General features: G+C 49.6%; 19 protein-coding genes. 12 read left to right on the forward strand and 7 right to left on the reverse strand.

Translation table 11 applies throughout. The annotated features are described in order from the left end of the window. The first annotated feature begins 3,234 nt into the window (after nucleotides 1–3,234). Both ACYVSB_RS11475 and ACYVSB_RS11480 read left to right on the forward strand, forming a co-directional pair. The gene (locus ACYVSB_RS11475) at nucleotides 3,235–3,456 is read left to right on the forward strand and encodes a heavy-metal-associated domain-containing protein (protein WP_461219486.1); all 222 of its coding nucleotides are present in this window, start codon (nucleotides 3,235–3,237) and stop codon (nucleotides 3,454–3,456) included. A 148-nt stretch (nucleotides 3,457–3,604) separates the two neighbouring features. Beyond that, the gene (locus ACYVSB_RS11480) at nucleotides 3,605–4,270 is read left to right on the forward strand and encodes a Crp/Fnr family transcriptional regulator (RefSeq protein ID WP_461219487.1); all 666 of its coding nucleotides are present in this window, start codon (nucleotides 3,605–3,607) and stop codon (nucleotides 4,268–4,270) included. On the opposite strand, the gene ACYVSB_RS11485 is transcribed toward ACYVSB_RS11480, so the two are convergent. Beyond that, nucleotides 4,224–4,634 carry a hypothetical protein gene (locus ACYVSB_RS11485; RefSeq protein WP_461219488.1) on the reverse strand — a complete coding sequence of 137 codons (411 nt, stop codon included), beginning with the start codon at nucleotides 4,632–4,634 and terminating at the stop codon, nucleotides 4,224–4,226. The two genes, ACYVSB_RS11480 and ACYVSB_RS11485, sit on opposite strands and share 47 nt — an antisense overlap. 224 nt (nucleotides 4,635–4,858) lie before the next feature. Between ACYVSB_RS11485 and ACYVSB_RS11490 the strand changes: the two genes are divergently transcribed. Further along, entirely contained in the window at nucleotides 4,859–5,050 is a 192-nt protein-coding gene (locus tag ACYVSB_RS11490; RefSeq protein WP_461219489.1) for a hypothetical protein, read from the forward strand. Nucleotides 5,051–5,182: 132 nt separating this feature from the next. Here the strand turns inward: ACYVSB_RS11490 and ACYVSB_RS11495 are convergent, their stop codons facing one another. Both ACYVSB_RS11495 and ACYVSB_RS11500 read right to left on the reverse strand, forming a co-directional pair. After that, the gene (locus tag ACYVSB_RS11495) at nucleotides 5,183–5,371 is read right to left on the reverse strand and encodes a hypothetical protein (protein WP_461219490.1); all 189 of its coding nucleotides are present in this window, start codon (nucleotides 5,369–5,371) and stop codon (nucleotides 5,183–5,185) included. 471 nt (nucleotides 5,372–5,842) lie between these two features. Beyond that, nucleotides 5,843–6,091, reverse strand: coding sequence for a hypothetical protein (locus tag ACYVSB_RS11500; RefSeq protein ID WP_461219491.1), 249 nt, complete (start codon nucleotides 6,089–6,091; stop codon nucleotides 5,843–5,845). Between the two features lie 331 nt (nucleotides 6,092–6,422). Here ACYVSB_RS11500 and ACYVSB_RS11505 point away from each other — a divergent pair, with 331 nt between their 5' ends. The 4 genes from ACYVSB_RS11505 to ACYVSB_RS11520 all read left to right on the forward strand — a co-directional run bounded on the left by ACYVSB_RS11505 (nucleotide 6,423) and on the right by ACYVSB_RS11520 (nucleotide 10,501). Further along, nucleotides 6,423–6,572, forward strand: coding sequence for a hypothetical protein (locus tag ACYVSB_RS11505; RefSeq protein WP_461219492.1), 150 nt, complete (start codon nucleotides 6,423–6,425; stop codon nucleotides 6,570–6,572). Nucleotides 6,573–6,664: 92 nt separating this feature from the next. After that, nucleotides 6,665–6,859: a hypothetical protein gene (locus ACYVSB_RS11510; protein ID WP_461219493.1), complete on the forward strand. Its 195-nt coding sequence runs from the start codon at nucleotides 6,665–6,667 to the stop codon at nucleotides 6,857–6,859. Between the two features lie 50 nt (nucleotides 6,860–6,909). Next, a complete protein-coding gene (locus ACYVSB_RS11515) occupies nucleotides 6,910–8,646 on the forward strand; it encodes an ABC transporter ATP-binding protein (RefSeq protein ID WP_461219494.1) in 1,737 nt (578 codons plus the stop codon). Further along, entirely contained in the window at nucleotides 8,639–10,501 is a 1,863-nt protein-coding gene (locus ACYVSB_RS11520; RefSeq protein ID WP_461219495.1) for an ABC transporter ATP-binding protein, read from the forward strand. Before ACYVSB_RS11515 ends, ACYVSB_RS11520 begins: the two co-directional genes overlap by 8 nt. A gap of 54 nt (nucleotides 10,502–10,555) precedes the next feature. Here ACYVSB_RS11520 and ACYVSB_RS11525 read toward each other — a convergent pair whose 3' ends face one another. Continuing rightward, nucleotides 10,556–10,924, reverse strand: coding sequence for a hypothetical protein (locus ACYVSB_RS11525; RefSeq protein ID WP_461219496.1), 369 nt, complete (start codon nucleotides 10,922–10,924; stop codon nucleotides 10,556–10,558). 20 nt (nucleotides 10,925–10,944) lie between these two features. After that, nucleotides 10,945–11,370 (reverse strand): hypothetical protein, encoded by a 426-nt coding sequence (locus ACYVSB_RS11530; protein WP_461219497.1) that lies wholly within the window; start codon nucleotides 11,368–11,370, stop codon nucleotides 10,945–10,947. Between the two features lie 150 nt (nucleotides 11,371–11,520). Here ACYVSB_RS11530 and ACYVSB_RS11535 point away from each other — a divergent pair, with 150 nt between their 5' ends. Next, entirely contained in the window at nucleotides 11,521–11,841 is a 321-nt protein-coding gene (locus ACYVSB_RS11535; protein WP_461219498.1) for a hypothetical protein, read from the forward strand. Here the strand turns inward: ACYVSB_RS11535 and ACYVSB_RS11540 are convergent. Next, complete coding sequence (locus ACYVSB_RS11540; RefSeq protein ID WP_461219499.1) at nucleotides 11,783–12,520, reverse strand: ribonuclease H family protein; 738 nt, start codon at nucleotides 12,518–12,520, stop codon at nucleotides 11,783–11,785. The two genes, ACYVSB_RS11535 and ACYVSB_RS11540, sit on opposite strands and share 59 nt — an antisense overlap. Before the next feature lie 99 nt (nucleotides 12,521–12,619). Here ACYVSB_RS11540 and ACYVSB_RS11545 point away from each other — a divergent pair, with 99 nt between their 5' ends. The 4 genes from ACYVSB_RS11545 (at nucleotide 12,620) to cls (ending at nucleotide 16,902) form a co-directional block, all read left to right on the forward strand. Beyond that, complete coding sequence (locus ACYVSB_RS11545; protein ID WP_461219500.1) at nucleotides 12,620–13,543, forward strand: alpha/beta hydrolase; 924 nt, start codon at nucleotides 12,620–12,622, stop codon at nucleotides 13,541–13,543. A 186-nt stretch (nucleotides 13,544–13,729) separates the two neighbouring features. After that, nucleotides 13,730–14,380, forward strand: coding sequence for a hypothetical protein (locus tag ACYVSB_RS11550; RefSeq protein ID WP_461219501.1), 651 nt, complete (start codon nucleotides 13,730–13,732; stop codon nucleotides 14,378–14,380). Nucleotides 14,381–14,625: 245 nt separating this feature from the next. Further along, entirely contained in the window at nucleotides 14,626–15,324 is a 699-nt protein-coding gene (locus tag ACYVSB_RS11555) for a zinc metallopeptidase (protein ID WP_461219502.1), read from the forward strand. A gap of 108 nt (nucleotides 15,325–15,432) precedes the next feature. Then, nucleotides 15,433–16,902, forward strand: coding sequence for a cardiolipin synthase (cls, locus tag ACYVSB_RS11560; protein WP_461219503.1), 1,470 nt, complete (start codon nucleotides 15,433–15,435; stop codon nucleotides 16,900–16,902). Here cls and ACYVSB_RS11565 read toward each other — a convergent pair. Continuing rightward, a complete protein-coding gene (locus tag ACYVSB_RS11565; RefSeq protein ID WP_461219504.1) occupies nucleotides 16,862–17,077 on the reverse strand; it encodes a hypothetical protein in 216 nt (71 codons plus the stop codon). The two genes, cls and ACYVSB_RS11565, sit on opposite strands and share 41 nt — an antisense overlap. Nucleotides 17,078–17,350 lie beyond the last annotated feature (273 nt).

The following is a 17,350-nucleotide window of genomic DNA, read 5'->3' on the forward strand; positions in this document are numbered from 1 at the left end:
TCTTTTTACATCTTTATTATAGCAGATGAACCCAAATTAGCAACTTAGAGAAATCACAAGAAAACAGACAAAATCGCAAAACTGTCTGTTCCTTTTCCAGATATTAACTGATAGACTAGGTATCACAGGGTAAGTTGATGCGGTGGCTAATCTGATTCGAAAGGTTGTGGTCTTATGGCCAATACGATCATTTCTCGGTCGTAAATCTGGAGAAAGGAGTAGTCTGATGTCCGTTAAGGACGTCATCGTCTTGTTGTTCATGGCTGGAACTTTTGTCGTTCAGGCTGTCCAACTCGCGATTGATCTGATTAAATTAGGTCAAAAAAAATAACCGCGTCTAACTCTTGACAGTATCGCGGTTATTTTAAACAAATAATCAGTCACCGTGTTTTCACGGCCCTGGGGAGCAGTCGGTCCAACGACTGTTCTTTTTATATCTTCATTATAGCAGATGAACCCAAATTCGCAACTTAGAAAAATTACAAAAAACCACCAACATCTCATCGAACGAACAGATAAATCGTAAATCTGGAGAAAGGAGTAGTCTGATGTCCGTCAAGGACGTCGTCGTCTTGTTGTTCATGGCTGGAACTTTTGTCGTTCAGGCCGTCCAACTCGCGATTGATCTGATTAAATTAGGTCAAAAAAAATAACCGCATCCAAACTTTTGACAAAGTTGCGATTATTTTTGTAATAAAATAATCAAGTCACCGTGTTTGCACGGCCCTGGGGAGCAGTCGTTGGCGCGACTGCTCTTTTTACATCTTCATTATAGCAGATGAACCCAAATTAGCAACTTAGAAAAAACAAGAAAGCTCACCAACAGTCGCACCCACCGCACCAGACAGAATTGCAAAACTGTCTGTTCCTTTTCCAGATATTAACTGATAGACTAGGTGTTACAGGGTAAGTTGATGCGGTGGCTAATCTGATTCGAAAGGTTGTGGTCTTATGGCCAATACGATCATTTCTCGGTCGTAAATCTGGAGAAGGGAGTAGTCTGATGTCCGTTAAGGACGTCATCGTCTTGTTGTTCATGGCCGGAACGTTCATCGTTCAAGCTGTCCAACTCGCGATTGATCTGATTAAATTAGGTCAAAAAAAATAACCGCATCCAAACTTTTGACAAAGTTGCGGTTATTTAAGTAACAATCAGTCACCGTGTTTTCACGGCCCTGGGGAGCAGTCGGTCCAACGACTGTTCTTTTTATATCTTCATTATAGCAGATGAAGCCAAATTCGCAACTTAGAAAAAACAAGAAAACTCACCAACAGTCTCATCGACCGAACAGACAAAATCGCAAAACTGTCTGTTCCTTTTCCAAATATTAGCTGATAAACTAGGTGTTACAGGGTAAGTTGATGCGGTGACTAATCTGATTCGAAAGGTTGTGGTCTTATGGCCAATACGATCATTTCTCGGTCGTAAATCTGGAGAAAGGAGTAGTCTGATGTCCGTCAAGGACGTCATCGTCTTGTTGTTCATGGCCGGAACGTTCGTCGTTCAGGCCGTCCAACTCGCGATTGATCTGATTAAATTAGGTCAAAAAAAATAACCGCGTCAAGCTTCTGACAGTTTCGCGGTTATTTTTGTAACAAAATAATCAAGTCACCGTGTTTTCACGGCCCTGGGGAGCAGTCGGTCCAACGACTGCTCTTTTTACATCTTCATTATAGCAGATGAACCCAAATTAGCAACTTAGAAAAAACAAGAAAACTCACCAACAGTCTCATCGACCGAACAGACAAAATCGCAAAACTGTCTGTTCCTTTTCCAGATATTAGCTGATAGACTAGGTATCACAGGGTAAGTTGATGCGGTGACTAATCTGATTCGAAAGGTTGTGGTCCTATGACCAATACGATCATTTCTCGGTCGTAAATCTGGAGAAAGGAGTAGTCTGGTGTTCGTTAAGGACGTCATCGTCTTGTTGTTCATGGCCGGAACGTTCGTCGTTCAAGCTGTTCAACTCGCGATTGATCTAGTTAAATTAGGTCAAAAAAAATAACCGCACTCAACCTTTGACAATCGCGGTTATTTTTGTAACAAAATAATCAAGTCACCGTGTTTTCACGGCCCTGGGGAGCAGTCGTTGACGCGACTGCTCTTTTTACATCTTCATTATAGCAGATGAACCCAAATTAGCAACTTAGAGAAATTACAAGAAAACAGACAAAATTGCAAAACTGTCTGTTCCTTTTCCAAATATTAGCTGATAGACTAGGTATTACAGGGTAAGTTGATGCGGTGACTAATCTGATTCGAAAGGTTGTGGTCTTATGGCCAATACGATCATTTCTCGGTCGTAAATCTGGAGAAAGGAATAGTCTGATGTCCGTCAAGGATGTCATCGTCTTGTTGTTCATGGCTGGAACTTTTGTTGTTCAGGCTGTGCAACTCGCGATTGATCTAGTTAAATTAGGTCAAAAAAAATAACCGTTCAACTTTTGACCGAGTTACGGTTATTTTTGTAACAAATCAATCAGTCACCGTGTTTTCACGGCCCTGGGGAGCAGTCGTTGACGCGACTGCTCTTTTTACATCTTCATTATAACAGATGAACCCAAATTCGCAACTTGGAGAAATTACAAAAAACCACCAATATCTCATCGACCGAACAGATAAATCGTAAATCTGGAGAAAGGAGTAGTTTGGTGTCCGTTAAGGACGTCATCGTCTTGTTGCTCATGGCCGGAACGTTCGTCGTTCAGGCTGTCCAACTCGCGATTGATCTGATTAAATTGGGTCAAAAAAAATAACCGCGTTCAACTTCTGACTGTCGTGGTTATTTTTGTATTAAAGTAATCAAGTCACCGTGTTTTCACGGCCCTGGGGAGCAGTCGTTGTAGCGACTGCTCTTTTTACATCTTCATTATAGCAGATGAAGCCAAATTCGCAACTTGGAAAACCTCAAGTCCAAAAGAAGTTAACAATTCTGTGTTGATTTGTTGTAGAATAGATTTCAAGAGCGATTCCTCCTAGAAAGTTGTTTTGTCAATTACTATTCTAGCATAAAGGGAATCGCTCCCTTTTTATCTTCAACTATTCCACCCACTTAAACTTTACGCCAACACCCAAATCCGCAACCTAGAAAAAATGTGGGATTTGGGTCAATTTTCCGCATTGACACTGTCCTCCACGCCCCTGATTTGTGGGAGAAACTTGATCGAGGTCAATTATTTACCGATTCGCTTGAAGTAGACTAGAATAGTAGTGGAAAGTAGGCAATCAGAATGGCGAAATTAACAATCACCTTGGAACCGCTGGCCTGTCCGGCATGTTTCGAGCATATTCAAGCACAGCTGGAGGAACAACCTGGCGTTGGCGAGGTCGGCGCCCTTTTCGAAAAGAACGAACTGGAGCTCCAGTTCAACACGCAGACCACGACGGCGGCCAAATTGGCGCAGGTGGTCACCGATCTCGGTTATAATATTGCCAAGACCAAAATCGACTGAGCGGAAAGCTTCATAAAAGAAACAACGAACAACCACATTGCTTCGATTTTGGATCAATGCTTGCGGCGCTCAACTCAAAGAGCCAAAATCAAGTCGCAAGTCGAACAAAGCGTCTTATCTGACGCTAAATTATCAGTGAGGTGATCCCATGACAGAACACGTTTGCGCGGAGATCGTGCCGATTTTTACCCAGCTGGATCATGAGGAATTGGTGCGGGTTTCGGCGTTGGTCAAGCATCATCATCTGACCAAGGGCGAGATCGCGCTGGGGCCGAACACGCCCAAACAGCTGGTGATCCTGGCCCAAGGCGCGGCCAAGGTCTACCAACTGGCCGCTAATGGCAAGGAACAATTATTGCGGGTCCTGGAGGCCGGCGATTTCGAAGGCGAGAAAAACCTGTTCGGGATCACCAATCAGGATCTGTATGTGGAGACGTTGAAAAACGCCAATTTTTGCGTGCTGCAAGCGCAAGATTTCCAGCCTCTTTTGGAACGTTATCCCAGTATCGCTTGGAAACTATTACAAAGTAACGCCAATAAGATTGACGCGTTGGAGCGGCAAAATCAGTTATTGAACCATGATTTGATCGAGCAACGGCTAGCGACTTATTTATTGGATCTGGCGAAGGTCGATGAGACAGATCAGGTCACGTTACCGATGAAATTGAAGGAGTTGGCCAGTTTCTTGGGCACGACGCCGGAGACGATCTCCCGGAAGTTCAAGATTTTTGAGGATGAGCAGTTGTTGCGGCGGCAGGGCAAAACGGTCAACTTGTTGGATGTAGACGGGTTGGCCGCTGTCCGCGATGCCTAACGCCTTGCGTGGCGTTGGTGTTGATGTACTTCCACAGTAGATTAGCCGCAGCTTGCGCTGCGAAATTCGGGGTGAGCTCGCTGTGGGCGCTGTTTTGAGCCAATCCGCAAAGTACGCGGCTTGTCTCAAAATCAGGCCTTGTCCTAAGCGGCAAAGCCGCCAAGGACAATTTCACGGCGATCTCACCCCGAATTTCTCCGCTCCAGCCGCTCAACGTTTTAACAGACGTTTGAGCACTCACGCCGACTGGTAAGCTGTTGTCAATTGATGGAGAGGCACGCAAATGACGACCGTGGTTAGTGGTCACAATCCTTGAATTGGTGACGCCAGCACAGTCTATCTGAGGAACAAAGCTAGTTCTCATTGAACTAACTGAATTGGTCGACTCCCACTTAAGGATTGATTAGGAACCAGTAAAGATGTCCAAACAAATGCAAACTGTACCAACCAACAAATCCAAATCCGTTGGCATTGCCGCACCATCTCAAAAGTGGGGATTGTTTAATCTCTAGCTCGCAAAAGCACCTTGTCAAATCCATCGTATCAATTGCAGATAAGCTCAATTCTGCCCAGCAACCGCCTCAGGACGTGTGGCTCAGTGGTGAGATTATTCTTAGCGATTTATCGCTTAGAATAAGGCCTGATTTTGAGACAAGCCGCGCACTTTGCGGATTGGCTCAAAACAGTGCCCACCGCGTTCCAGCCACGACAAACGTCCTGAGGCGGTTGCGTCCCCACCCCAACCAGCACACCTGCAATCAAGCACAGATTCAAGCATAGAACCAGTAATTCCTGCACACGCCCATCGGCAAACTAAAACGCAAAGGCAAAATGGACAGTTCAATTCCATTTACCTTTGCGTTATTTATATACTCTGATGACTTGGAACAATTTAACGATCAGCAAGCAGCGTTATTTTTCTCGGATGAACAATTCGACAACAAAAGTGATGCCGCCGATGACCGCGGCCACGCCGAAGCTGGATAAGACTTTGCCGACCACGGTTCCGTTTGTAAGCCAGAACCAAACCAAGCCGGACATAAACCACAGCGCAAAAACAAGCAATCCCACCACAAAATCTGCGCCGATACGCTTAGCCATTACTTTCGTCCACCTTTCCCTTGCCTACCCTATTGCGCACCGACTACCTGCCTAGTTCTGGCGGCAACGAAGCCGTGCCAGTTGATTGGTGCGCCGGTCATGATTATCGTATCACATTATCGCCTGCCGCGAAACGGACTTTGCCCACAAAATTTCGCGATCAACCTACCTCCGTCAACCAATTGGCTCGCGCTGATCCGACCTTTCCAGCTGTCAACCACCTGTCCCTCGATTCCTCAGGTAACTTTCAACCTTAGCTCAGCTCGCTTGGTGCTCAGGGGCAGCCCCAGGTTCCAGCAAGTGGTCCTGCTTCAACGATTTATCGCGTGGCCTCAGTTTGCCACACCTTGTTGCCGCCAATCTGCCAATCGCTCTCATTTTATGCCTTTTTCGCAAAAACCCCTCATAAATATTCACAAAAGATTACCATTTTACTAGTTGAATTGCGTTAAGATAAATGAAGGAGGTCGTTCACACTATGTTGTAACGTGGTGGGCGTTGTTTCCATTGATTGGAATGACTGGTTTCTATTCTTGATCTTGTGCTTGATTGCAGGTGGGGTGGGTTTGGGTGGTGACGCAACCGCCTCAGGACGTTTGTCGTGGCTGGAACGCGGTGGGCACTGTTTTGAGCCAATCCGCAAAGACCGCGGCTTGTCTCAAAATCAGGCCTTATTCTAAGCGATAAATCGCTAAGAATAATCTCACCGCTGAGCCACACGTCCTGAGGCGGTTGCTAGGCAGAATTGAGCTTATCTGCAATCGCGGCGAAGGATTTGACGAAGCGCTTTTGCAAGCGAGAGGTCAAACAATCGCCCTTTTGGGTGTGGTACGACAATGCCAACTGATTTGGATTAGAAGACCGGGATATTTTGCGTAGGCTGAACACTCTCTGCTTGTTTCCTTAACAATCATTGGTTTGGAAGCCGACCGAATTCAGCTGATTAAGCCGACCGATTCAGCTGATTCATCAAGAACTTGCCTCAGTTCATCAGACAGACTACGCTGGTGTCACCAATGTAAAGTTTGTAACCACTAACCACGGCCGTCAATTGCGTGGCTCCGCATCAATTGGCGATAGCTTGCCAACTGGCGTGAGTGCTCAAACGGCTGTTATAACGTTGAGCGGCTGGAGCGGAGAAATTCGGGGTGAGATCGCCGTGAAATTGTTGAGAGTGCGAGCCGACCTGGTCAGCTTCTGAGCATTAGCCTAGCAACTATTTTGGAGGCTGGGCTTTGCCTCCGGAATAGTTGCGTAGCTAAGCGGAAGAAGCTAGGTCGGCGAACACGTTTAGTGGCTTTGCCACTTAGACCAAGGCCTGATTTTGAGACAAGCCGCGCACTTTGCGGATTGGCTCAAAACAGCGCCCACAGCGAGCTCACCCCGAATTTCGCAGCGCAAGCTGCGGCCAATCTAACACGTTGTGCGTCAGCGCTTCACACTTTTGGTAAGCAAAACATAGGCATTCGCGCGCGTTTTAGCGTATGATGGGTAGTATCGGTATTTTTTATTTTATAATTACATAGGAGGTTGATATCTTGCTGAAAACACTCTCGCGCTCGATCCGCCAGTACAAAGGTTTGACGATTCTGTCGCCGATCCTGGTGGCGGTGGAAGTTGCCGTAGAAACGTTTATTCCCTTTTTAATGGGTAATATCATTGATGCTGGGATTCAAAAAAGTGACATGAATTACATTACCAAATATGGTCTGATTCTGTTGGCCATGGCGATTTTCTCGCTGATCTGTGGGGCGGCGGCTAGTTGGGTCGCGCCGCACGCGGCCGCTGGTTACGCGACCAATCTGCGCCACGATCTGTTCTATCATATTCAAGATTTCTCGTTCGCCAATATCGATCATTTCTCCGGGTCCAGTTTAGTGACGCGGCTGACCACCGATATTTCCAACGTCCAAATGGGTTATCAAATGATGATCCGGATGACGGTGCGGGCGCCGCTACTATTCCTGTTCTCCATTATGATGGCCTTTCGCGTCAATAGTCAATTGGCGCTGGTTTTCGTGGTGATGATCCCGATCCTGACGATTTTCTTAGTGCTGATCTTGCATGCGGCGCGGCCGTTGTTCCGGGTCGTCTTCCGGCGTTATGACACTTTGAACCGGGTCGTTCGGGAAAACATTCGGGGCGTGCAGGTGGTCAAAACTTACGTGCGCGCTGATGAAGAGAACGCTAAATTCAAGCAAGCGTCCAAAGGCATCGCCGATGTTTTCACCAAGGCGCAACGGATCATGTCATTGAACGGTCCAGCGATGATGCTGATCTTGAACCTGTCTTTGCTGCTCTTATCTTGGTTCGGCGCGAAATTGATCGTGGGCGGTTCATTACAAACCGGCGAACTGGTCAGTATGTACGCTTATTCTAATTCGATTTTGTTCAGCTTAAATATGTTGGCGATGGTCTTCACCCAATTATCCATCGCTCAAGCCAGTGGCGAGCGGATCACGGCGGTGTTGCAAGATCGGCCAACGATCAACGACCCGAAGGACCCGATCAAGACGGTGGCCAATGGGGCGATCGAGTTCCAACATGTTAATTTCACTTTCAACGATTCACCGCGGGAGATCTTGCAGGACATCAATTTGCAGATCAAGTCCGGTGAAGTCATCGGGATCATCGGTGAGACCGGCGCTGGTAAAAGTAGCCTGGTTCAGCTGATCCCCCGGCTTTACGATGTTTCCCACGGGCGTTTGCGGATCGGCGGGCATAACGTGCGCCACTACGATCTGCGGACACTGCGGGACAATGTGGCGATGGTCTTACAAAACAATGTGCTTTTCTCCGGCACGATCGCCGAGAACTTACGCTGGGGCAATGAGGACGCTAGCGATGAGGAATTGATCGCCGCGGCTAAAATCGCTCAAGCTGATGGCTTTATCAATGAATTCCCAGATGGTTACCAAACCCACATCGAACAAGGTGGGAGCAACGTTTCCGGTGGGCAGTTACAGCGTTTGACCATTGCCCGGGCGCTGCTGAAGAAGCCGAAGATCTTGATCCTCGACGATTCGACCTCTGCCGTGGACACCACCACCGAGCGGATGATCCGCGAAGGACTGGCCGCAGATCTCCCAGACACTACCAAAATCATTATTTCCCAACGGATCGTCTCGATCAAAGACGCCGATCAGATCATCGTTATGGACCGCGGCCATGTCCAAGCCGTCGGTACCCATGACGAACTGGTCAAGAGCAACGCCTTGTACCGTGACATCTACCAATATCAAGAAAAGAAAGCAGGTGATGAAGCCAATGGCTAAAGTTAAACAGCAGAAAGAACCTTTTCGTAAAGATACGTTGAAACGGTTGTTGAAATATATTGTCCAAACTTACCCGGCACCCTTCATCATCGCCATGGTCGCCATTATTGTTTCCGCCGCGGCTACGGTTTACGGCTCGCTTTTCTTACAACGGCTGATCGATGATTATATCGTCCCGTTGACGCAACAAGCCTACCCTAATTTCACGCCGCTGTTCCACGCGATCCTGGTCATGGGCGCCATCTACCTGTTAGGCGTGATCGCCACCTTCATTACCACACAAACCATGGCGGTTCTGGGCCAGCGGTTACAAAAGAAGATCCGCGACGACATGTTCGCTCATATGCAGTCCTTGCCGATCATTTACTTCGACCAAAACGATTACGGCGATATCATGAGCCGCTACACCAACGATGTGGATACCTTGATGCAAATGATTTCCCAAAGTATCCCCCAATTTGTTAACTCGGCCTTCAACTTGATTTTCGTTCTGTTCGGAATGTTGGCACTCAGTCCGTTGTTGACCCTGATCACCTTGGCGATTTTCGGCTTGAGTATTGGCGTGGTGCGCTATTTGACCAGTCGTTCTGGTTATTATTTCAAGCAACAGCAGAAACACTTAGGCATCGTGAACGGTTATGTGGAAGAAGTACTCAACGGTCTGAAAGTCGTTAAAGTTTTCTCCCACGAACCGCAGATCAAAGAAGAATTTGACGTTTATAACGACCAATATCGCGTCGACGCGGCTCGGGCCAACTCCTTCGCGGTCATGTTGTTCCCGATCATGGGCAACATTGGTAACGCCTTGTACGTCTTGATCGCGATTTTCGGCGGGATGATCGCCATCAATCATTGGGCGCCGCTGACTTTAGGCGCGATTGCGGCCTTCTTGCAGTTAAGCAAGTCCTTCAGCCAACCGATCTCCCAAATCTCCCAACAATTGAATTCCATCGTCCTGGCATTGGCTGGGGCGGAGCGGATTTTCCAATTGGAAGACAGTCCGGTGGAAGTCGATGATGGCCAAGTCACCTTGAAACAAGACATGACTGACACCGCCGCCGGTTCGCGCCGCTGGTTCTGGGAAGTTCCCAACGCGGACGGCACGATCAAGCAAGTGCCGGTGCTGGGGCGGATCGTTTTTGACCATGTTAATTTCGGTTACCTTCCTGGCAAAACCGTCCTCCACGACATCAACGTGACCGTGGAACCTGGCGAGAAGGTCGCCTTGGTCGGGGAAACCGGCGCCGGGAAAACCACTTTCAGTAGTATGTTGAACCGCTTCTACGAAATCGATTCCGGCACGATCACCTACGACGGCATCGACATCAAGCAGATCAAAAAAGCCGACCTGCGGCACTCGATGGCGATCGTCTTACAGGCCACCAACCTGTTCAGTACGTCGGTTCGCGAGAATATCCGCTTCGGGCGGTTGAACGCCACCGATAGCGAAGTCGAGGCGGCCGGTGAGTTGGCCCAAGCCGATGAGTTCATCGACGATCTACCCCGGGGCTACGATACCCCGATCGACGGCGATGGCTCGGATCTGTCGCAAGGGCAACGGCAATTATTGTCGATCGCCCGGGCCAGCGTGGCGGACACGCCGCTGATGATCTTAGATGAAGCGACATCCAGTATCGATACGCGGACTGAGCGGCAAGTTCAGGCGGGGATGGATAACTTGATGGCCGGGCGGACGACCTTTGTGATCGCCCACCGGTTGTCGACAATCGCCAACTCCGATCTGATCTTGGTGCTGGATCATGGGCGGATCATCGAGCATGGCAATCACGATGAACTAATGGCCTTGCAAGGTTACTACTACGAACTCTACACTGGTAAAAAAGACCTGGATTAATTTTTGCCATTTCAAAAAGCAGCTAACGTGGATTTTCTGCGTTAGCTGCTTTTTTCATTTGGTGTGCGGCTGGGGTTTGCCTGGGTCTGAAAGTAGGTTGGCCGCAGCTTGCACTGCGAAATTCGGGGTGAGCTCGCTGTGGGCGTCACTTTGAGCTTCGCAAAACCCGCGAATCTCAAAGCTGAGCCTTGGTCTAAGTGGCAGAGCCACTAAGACCAATTTCACGGCGATCTCACCCCGAATTTCTCCGCTCCAGCCGCTCAACGTTTTAACAGCCGTTTGAGCAGTCCCGCCGACTGACAAGCTATTGCCAATTGATGTGGAGTCACGCAAATGACGACCGTGGTTAGTGGTCATCAGTTTTAAATTGGTGACACCAGAGCAGTCTTTCTGATGAACTCGGGCAGGTTCTTGATGAATCAACCGAATCAGTTTGCCTTCACTCAAGTATTGTCTAGGGAGCAGGTAAAGTCGGTCAACCTACGCATGGTGGCCCAACCGACTAATCCAAATCCGTTGACATTGCCGTACCACCCCAAAAGTAGATTGGCCGCGGCTTGCGCTGCGAAATTTGGGGTGGGCTCGCTGTGGGCGCTGTTTTGAGCCAATCCGCAAAGTGCGCGGCTTGTCTCAAAATCAGGCCTTGTCCTAAGCGGCAAAGCCGCTAAGGACAATTTCACGGCGATCTCACCCCGAATTTCTCCGCTCCAGCCGCTCAACGTTTTAACAGACGTTTGAGCACTCACGACATCCGGCAAGCTATTGCCAATTGATGGGGAGCCACGCAAATGACGACCGTGGTTAGTGGTTACAAACTCTAAATTGGTGACACCAGTACAGTTTGTCAGTTGAACAGAGCTAGTTCTCAATGAATCAACTGAATTGGTCGGTTTTCACCGAGAATCGTTTAGGGAGCAGGCAAAGATGTCCAATCAACGCAAAATGCACCAACCAACAAATCCGAATCAGTTGACATTGCCGTACCACCCCAAAATAGGGTAATTGTTTGACCACCACACTTGCAAAAGCACTTCGTCAAATCCTTCGCTTCGATTGCAGATAGGCTCAATTCTGTTCAGCAACCGCCTCAGGACGTGTGGCTCAGCGGTGAGATTATTCTTAGCGATTTATCGCTTAGAATAAGGCCTGATTTTGAGACAAGCCGCCGGGCTTGCGGATTGGCTCAAAACAGTGCCCACCGCGTTCCAGCCACGATAAACGTCCTGAGGCGGTTGCGTCCCCACCAACACCCACCACACCTGCAATCAAGAACAAACCCAGTTACATTGCGTCCATGGTTTTGTTCAAGAGTTCGTCAACGAAAATATTGCCGGAATTAGTGGCGTGTCCCTTGGCCCATTGGAAGTTCAGCTGACTGAAATGCGTCAACAACTGATCGATCTGTTGCCAAGCTTCCAAATTGGCAATGACTTTGCCCGTGGATTTACGCCAATCACGCTGGCGCCAATTGTTCAACCAGCCTTCGCGGATCGGATCAAGCACATAGTGAGAATCGCTGGTGATTTGGATGGCGTTGCCTTGCAGATTTTCGCTTTGTAATTTCTCTAAGGCGTTGATCAGGGCCAGCAGTTCCATGCGGTTATTGGTCGCGCCGGTTTCGCCAGCGCTGCCGCTGAATTGTTGGCCATCGGGAAGGATGATCAGGTAGGCCCAGGCGGCTAGGTCGTCGCTTTTGACATGCTGGCCTAGTTTATTGCCGGTGTTGCGGGAGCCGCCATCCGTGAAGACTTGAATGATGTTCGGGTCTTGGACATTCAAATCCAGATGCAGTGGCGTGCGTTGGGGTTGCGTGTTGCTTTTCGCGGTCGGGGGGGTTGATTGGGTGGCGGTCGCCGGTTTGTCCGCTTCGATGGCTAACCAAGCCGCGGCCGCTTCCTTCGTGTCGAAACTCTTGTAGCGGGCGTTGGAGAAGCCGAAAACTTCACCTTTGACCACTTCCCAATCGGTATAAATACCAGGCCGGCGCCCTCTTAATACTGCATAATAATTACGAGCCATAAAAATTCCTCCATTAAAAGTTATGATAAAGTTGTTAATTTTCCTATTGATCAATATAATGTTACTAGAGAAGTAAGCTGGAGAATGGGTGGATAGTTTTTGAAAACGAATAAAAACACGACTAAAGCCTGGGCGCATTTCGCTAGTGGCGTCGCGGTGGGCTTGGTCGGCGTCGGGGTTGCGCTGGGGCAACGGCGGCGTGTCAAGGAGCACTATCAAACAGAACAATATGAAAAGGCACAACAGCCTGATCACGGCTTGACCGCGCAAGATCGCGCGCGGCCGCATCAGGTGCCGACGATTTATGTGCACGGTTTCCGTGGTGGTGATTATACCACCAACAAAATGGTGCTCAGCGCCCAAAACGCCACCGACAGTGATACTTATTTGAAGGTGATCGTTGATTGGCGTGGTGACCTGACTTATGAGGGTCATTGGTCGACGGATCCTTATCCTTTGATCCAGATCGTCTTCAAGGATAAGTGGATGCCGGTTTTGCAAATCGTCAATTGGCTCAATCTGGTGCTGCCCAAACTTAAGGCCCAGTTTGGCTTTTCCGAATATAATGCGGTGGGGCATTCGATCGGCGCCACGGCTTTGGTGCGGGTGGAAATGCGCAATTACGACAACGCCGCCTTCCCCAAGCTCAACAAGTTGGTGCTGGTGGCCGGTGTGTTCGATGGCGTGGTGGCCCTGGGCGACTGGCCCAATGTCAACCGCTTGAACCACGAAGGGCGGCCGGTGATCATGAATCCTCATTACTTGCAACTGTTATTGGGGCGCCATCGGTTTCCCGCTAACGTTAGCGTGCTGAATATTTACGGCAATATTGGCGACACCAGCAATACCGATAAATATATCAGCGTGATCTCGGCCAAGTCGATTCGGTACATCCTCGCCCCCATCGCCAAAACCTTCAAAGAAGTCGAGGTCTTCGGCAAAGACGCGGAACATTCCAAGTTGCATGATGACGAGCGGGTGTTGGCAGTGATCAATCGCTTTCTATTCAATCATAACCATTAAGTTCAACGACGAGTCGCGGACAACTCTTAAGGAAGTCTTCGACTCGTTTGTCATTTCAAGTCACGTGCCTACTTCTGCCCCGCTGCCAGTCTGCCCAATTAATTGGGATTCAGTACCGGTCGGGAAATGTGCACGGATTAATTATCTCACAACCTTTTTAAATTTCAATCACTAAAGGAAGCAATCATGACCAAATTTGAAAAATATCATCCCATTTTAACCGACCACTACACTTTGGACTGGTTGACCAACGCACCGCTGAAAAACAGCCACGCCTTGCTCCAACAATTACCACAATTGGCCGCGCAAACCAGTGACTATGCCCACACCGCTCAATTCATTCAAGGGCAAATGTTGGCGATCATGAAAAATCAACGCTTGCTCTGGGGGATCACGCAGCGAAGCACCGGCGCCTTGGTGGGCGTGGCGCGGATCCTGCCCTGCCAACTGTCCACGGCAACCAGCCAAACAGCCACGCAGGCTGCGACATCAGCGGCACCCGTGGCAGCAGCGGCACTAGCGATACCAGCAACACCAGCAGCGCCCACCGCAAGCCCCCGCGATCCCGAAAAGACAGCGGCGCTATCGCCAGAGCTTGGCGCCAGCTTGGCGGTTTGGCCCAGTCCAGCATTAGTTTCCGCACAACAATCGGCGCTATTTCTAGAGATCACCCGCCATTTGACCGCGTTTATTTTCGTCGAATTGGGCGGAGAATTGATTGAGATGGCGGCGTCTGGCCTGACGGCGGCGCAACAAACCAGTTTACGCACGCTGGGCTATCAGCTGACTCCCAGTGGCAATTGGCAGATCCAACGGCAAGTCAACTGGCGGGCCTGAAATGGCCAAGCCGAAATCGTACGGCCGAAATTGTAAAGCCGAACGACGCCGCCTAACAGCTGGTGTTCGCTTTTGACTCAGACTTAAGCACCAAAGTCACCGCTAACGCTAGTTTTTCCAGGCGGGCGTGGTAGAATGGTGACAAGCGCTTAGTGACAAACAGTCACAGAAAACGGGCTTGGCGCTGCCGGCACGAGAAATGCTGGTTCAAATTTTTCTCATTTGCGTTGCTCTTCAATGAAAGGATGAGTGTGATGTTCTTCTTCGACCCAACTTATATTTTCGTGATTGTTGGCCTGATCATTACTGGAATCGCTTCGGCGCGGGTCAACAGCACTTTCCGCAAGTTCGACCAAGTCCATAGTCAAAATAATCTGACCGGTGCTGAGGCGGCGGCGCAGATCTTAGCCGCCTCGGGGATCACCGATGTGACGATTCAAGAGGTTCAAGGGCATCTGACTGACAATTATAATTCTGGCAACCGCACGCTGAGTCTGTCCCAAGCCACCTATAATTCCACGTCGGTGGCGGCGATCGGCGTGGCAGCCCATGAAGTCGGGCACGCCTTGCAACACCACCAAAATTACGTGCCGCTACGAATTAGGACGGGGATTTTCCCATTGGTCAATTTAGGTTCGACCATTTCCTTACCCTTGATTATTATTGGGGTCTTGTTCAGTTGGAACCAAACCCTGATCAACATTGGGATTTGGGCCTTCGCCTTGGTGCTGGTTTTCCAATTGGTGACCTTACCGGTGGAATTCAACGCGTCCGCCCGCGCTTTGAAAATCTTGAGTAGCGATGGGTTGTTGACCACTGAGGAAGTGCCGATGGTCCGCCAGGTGTTGACAGCAGCGGCGATGACCTACGTCGCGGCGGTCTTGTCCAGCTTGCTGCAATTGTTGCGGCTGGTTCTGCTTTTCGGCGGGCGCGACCGGGATTAAGCGCCGTAATCGGCATTGAACGCCGCAAACTGGGGTTAAACCAGGTCAACTAGGGTTAAGCCATGTCAACTAGGGGCAATTAGGGGAGTATTCAATTAGGGGAGTATTATGAATTTACGGATTGTTATTTTGATTATTATCGCGCTGTTGCTGATCAACACCGCGGGCGCGATCATTACCGTGTTTCACCGCCCGCGAAGTATTCCGGCGACGCTAGCTTGGCTGCTGGTCTTGGTCTTACTGCCAGGGCTAGGCTTTTTGATCTACGCTTTTCTCGGGCGGGGCATCGCGCGGGAGAACATCTTCGCCCTGAATCATCAGGACCATATCGGGTTGGCCCACTTGAAGGACCTGATCGTCCACGACCTCCCCGCCAAAAACGACCACTCGGACCAAGCGGACACCACCAAACAGGCGGCTGGCTTGATCGAATATTTCGACCGCGCCGAGGATTCGCCGGTGACCCACCACAACGATGTCCAAATTTACACCGATGGGGCCGCCAAATTCGCCGCTGTTTTCAAGGATATTGAAGCGGCGCAACGCTTTATCCATGTGGAATATTATTCCTTCTACAACGATCAAATCGGCAATGACTTCCTGGATTTACTGATCCGCAAGGCCCGGCAAGGCTTGGAAGTTCGGTTGATCTATGATCCCTGGGGCTCGCCAGGCACTAGTCGCAAATGGTTCAAGCCGTTGCGCGACGCTGGCGGCGAAGTGGTGCCCTTCATCACCTCCCGCGACTTGATCCGCAAAACCCGACTGAACTATCACTTGCACCGCAAAGTCGTGGTGATCGACGGCCAAGTTGGCTGGACTGGCGGCTTCAACGTCGGCGACCAATACCTAGGCCGCAGTAAAAAGTTTGGCTACTGGCGAGACACCCACGTCCGCATCGTCGGCACCAGTGTGTTGGCGTTGCAAGAGCGGTTCATCATGGATTGGAACGCCTCGATCGAACATTATCACCAGCGCATCTGGTTCCGCGAAGAATACTTCCCGCAAACGATCGCCTTGGCTCAGGGCCACACCCCGATCCAAATCGTTTCCGACGGTCCCGATACCGAAGAGGATATCCTTAAGGGCGGCATGATGAAAATGTTGCTGACAGCGAAGAAATCCGTTTGGATCCAGACACCCTACCTGGTCCCCGACGATTCAATGATCAGCGCCCTTACTGTTGCCGCTCGCTCGGGCATCGACGTCCGGGTCATGGTTCCCTGTATGCCCGATCACCCGTTTATTTATCGCGCCACCCAATATTACGCCAATCTTTTGACCACGTTTGGCGTGAAGATCTACATCTACACCAATGGCTTTCTCCACGCTAAAACCGCGGTGGTGGACGATCAATATTGCTTCATCGGCTCAATGAATCAGGACTACCGCAGTTACTCACTGAATTTCGAATGTAACGCCTACATTTACGACGCGCAAGTCAGTCAACAGCTCAGCGCGATTTTCCGTGACGATATGAAAAACGCCTATTTGTTGACGCCAGAGATCATCGGGCGGCAATCGCATTGGTTGCGGTTCAAGCAGTATTTCTCCCGGTTATTGTCTCCGATTTTGTAAAAGAGTGCTTGCTGGATTGCGGGTGTAGTGGGTGTTGCGCGTAAGCGCAACCGGGTCGGGCCATTTGTGCGGCTGGAACGCAGTGGGCATCGTTTTGAGCCAATCCGCAAAACCCGCGGCTTGTCTCAAAATCGAGCCTTATTCTAAGCGGCAAAGCCGCAAAGAATAATTTCACTGCTGAGCCGCATGGCCCGACCCGGTTGCTAGGCAGAATTGAGCTTATCTGCAATCGAAGTTGGGTATTTGACGAAGTGCTTTTGCAAGTGTGGTGGTCAAACAATTGCTCACTTTTTAGGTGGTACGGCAATGCCAACTGATTTAGGTTAGAAGGTCGGGACATTTTGCATAGGCCGAATATCTCTGCTTGTTTCCTTAACAAACCTTGGATGGCAAGCCAACCGATTTAGTTGATTCACTGAGAACTAGGTTCGTTCATCAGACAAATTGC

This window comes from Lapidilactobacillus salsurivasis, assembly GCF_054785215.1.

Bases quoted from the DNA above. Each gene is read 5' to 3' on its own strand.
- ACYVSB_RS11480 (WP_461219487.1), top strand. From the start codon at position 3,605: ATGACAGAACACGTTTGCGCGGAGATCGTGCCGATTTTTACCCAGCTG.
- ACYVSB_RS11550 (WP_461219501.1), top strand. From the start codon at position 13,730: ATGACCAAATTTGAAAAATATCATCCCATTTTAACCGACCACTACACT.
- cls (WP_461219503.1), top strand. From the start codon at position 15,433: ATGAATTTACGGATTGTTATTTTGATTATTATCGCGCTGTTGCTGATC.
- ACYVSB_RS11475 (WP_461219486.1), top strand. From the start codon at position 3,235: ATGGCGAAATTAACAATCACCTTGGAACCGCTGGCCTGTCCGGCATGT.
- ACYVSB_RS11485 (WP_461219488.1), bottom strand. From the start codon at position 4,634: ATGAGAACTAGCTTTGTTCCTCAGATAGACTGTGCTGGCGTCACCAAT.
- ACYVSB_RS11495 (WP_461219490.1), bottom strand. From the start codon at position 5,371: ATGGCTAAGCGTATCGGCGCAGATTTTGTGGTGGGATTGCTTGTTTTT.
- ACYVSB_RS11540 (WP_461219499.1), bottom strand. From the start codon at position 12,520: ATGGCTCGTAATTATTATGCAGTATTAAGAGGGCGCCGGCCTGGTATT.
- ACYVSB_RS11520 (WP_461219495.1), top strand. From the start codon at position 8,639: ATGGCTAAAGTTAAACAGCAGAAAGAACCTTTTCGTAAAGATACGTTG.
- ACYVSB_RS11555 (WP_461219502.1), top strand. From the start codon at position 14,626: ATGAGTGTGATGTTCTTCTTCGACCCAACTTATATTTTCGTGATTGTT.